The organism is Paenibacillus sp. 01T422 (genome assembly GCF_056398785.1).
Genome location: NZ_JBFTQB010001244.1, coordinates 1 through 1,404, shown reverse-complemented (window position 1 = coordinate 1,404; position 1,404 = coordinate 1). Strand labels below are relative to the sequence as shown.

General features: G+C 47.8%; 2 protein-coding genes. Both read left to right on the top strand.

The features are described from left to right. Positions 1-264: 264 nt before the first annotated feature. Entirely contained in the window at positions 265-1,167 is a 903-nt protein-coding gene (locus AC1DUA_RS37615; protein WP_477504575.1) for a LysR family transcriptional regulator, read from the top strand. Positions 1,168-1,211: 44 nt separating this feature from the next. Then, entirely contained in the window at positions 1,212-1,361 is a 150-nt protein-coding gene (locus tag AC1DUA_RS37610; protein WP_477504574.1) for a hypothetical protein, read from the top strand. Positions 1,362-1,404 lie beyond the last annotated feature (43 nt).

Sequence of the window (1,404 nt, the reverse complement as noted above, 5' to 3'; positions counted from 1 at the left end):
GCACCTTGTGAAGTACTACTTGACGAACTGTTTTGGCCGTGCCGATAATTGTTTCAGACATATGTCCAACCTCCTTGGAATTGAGAAGCATTTGATCTGCTTTTAGTATAGATTCCATGAGATTTACCATCAATGCGGTGCAAGTTACCGGAACGTTAAGTATAAGTTAACGTTCATGCATTGACAGAGAAACAGGATGAAGCAACAATAAGGATTGAAACACCTTCAGCCCTTCAGCGATGTTTTTGAAAGTGAGTGTGAGCTATGGAGTTAAAACAGCTACAGTACTTTATGGCGATTTGTGAAGAACTTCACTTCACGAGAGCCGCCGATAAGATGGGAGTCAGCGCTCCCAACATCAGCCAGCAGATTAGAAGATTGGAAGAAGAATTAGGCGTTCTCCTTTTCGATCGAGTGGGTAAAACAATCGTCCTCACAGAAGCCGGCGCCATATTGCAAGAACATGGTGCGGCTGTATTCGGGCATCTGAAGCAGGCAAGCGACGCCATTGCTGACTTGAAGCAACTGCAAGGCGGATCGTTATCCATCGGTGTTTTGCCCGGTGACGCAGACCTCATGTTTAATGCCTTACTGCTGAACTTTCATCAGACTTATCCCACCATTTCGCTCTCTCTTTTGGAAACCACACGAGTAACCGAACAAGTTCTGGACCGAAGCATCGATGTTGGAGTCACGATCGGACCTGTTAGCGATGATCGCCTCACCTCAATCCCTCTATTTCACGAAGAGTTCTCACTGGCTGTAAGTAGGAATGATCCCCTTGCTACCGAGAATTTCATCCCGATAAGCAGGCTGAATGACTTGAAAACGGTCATGTTTCCTCCCGACCATCAATGCCGCAAGCTGATCGATCGCTTCTGCACGGATAAAGGGTTTACTTTGCAGCCGCATATGGTGACAACAACGTTATCCTCCCTCCTCCAAATGGTGCAGAGCGGAGTTGGCGCATGTGTTCTGCCACGATTGCTGCTGGATACCCTTCCAAACAAAGACATAAAGATTGTGAACCTGCGGCATCCTACTCCTTCTCAGGATATCTGTCTGATCTACCGCAGTGACAGGTATGTCGGATATGCTATGCGAACTTTTATCAAAACACTTAGAGCCTATATCGAAGCCGTCATTCAACAAGCGAAAAGTTCGTAGGGATGATAGGGGGATGAGTCCGTTACAGTAAAATGGGGGAGCTGATGGACGAGTTTCAGCCGACAGCTTACCTTGCGGGCAGCAGCTGGCGGCTAACGGACTTCAGAGCACTTAAACTAGTTAGCTTCTACTGGCGGTGTTCCTACCGCTTCAGCCGTCAGCTAACCTCTTGCGAGCAGCAGCTGGGCGGCTAACGGACTGAGATGACTCTATTTGCTGCTTTTGAGAGGTGATTAG

What these genes read in the sequence shown, in the direction of transcription:
- AC1DUA_RS37610 (WP_477504574.1), top strand. Translation starts at nt 1,212, where the DNA reads ATGGACGAGTTTCAGCCGACAGCTTACCTTGCGGGCAGCAGCTGGCGG.
- AC1DUA_RS37615 (WP_477504575.1), top strand. Translation starts at nt 265, where the DNA reads ATGGAGTTAAAACAGCTACAGTACTTTATGGCGATTTGTGAAGAACTT.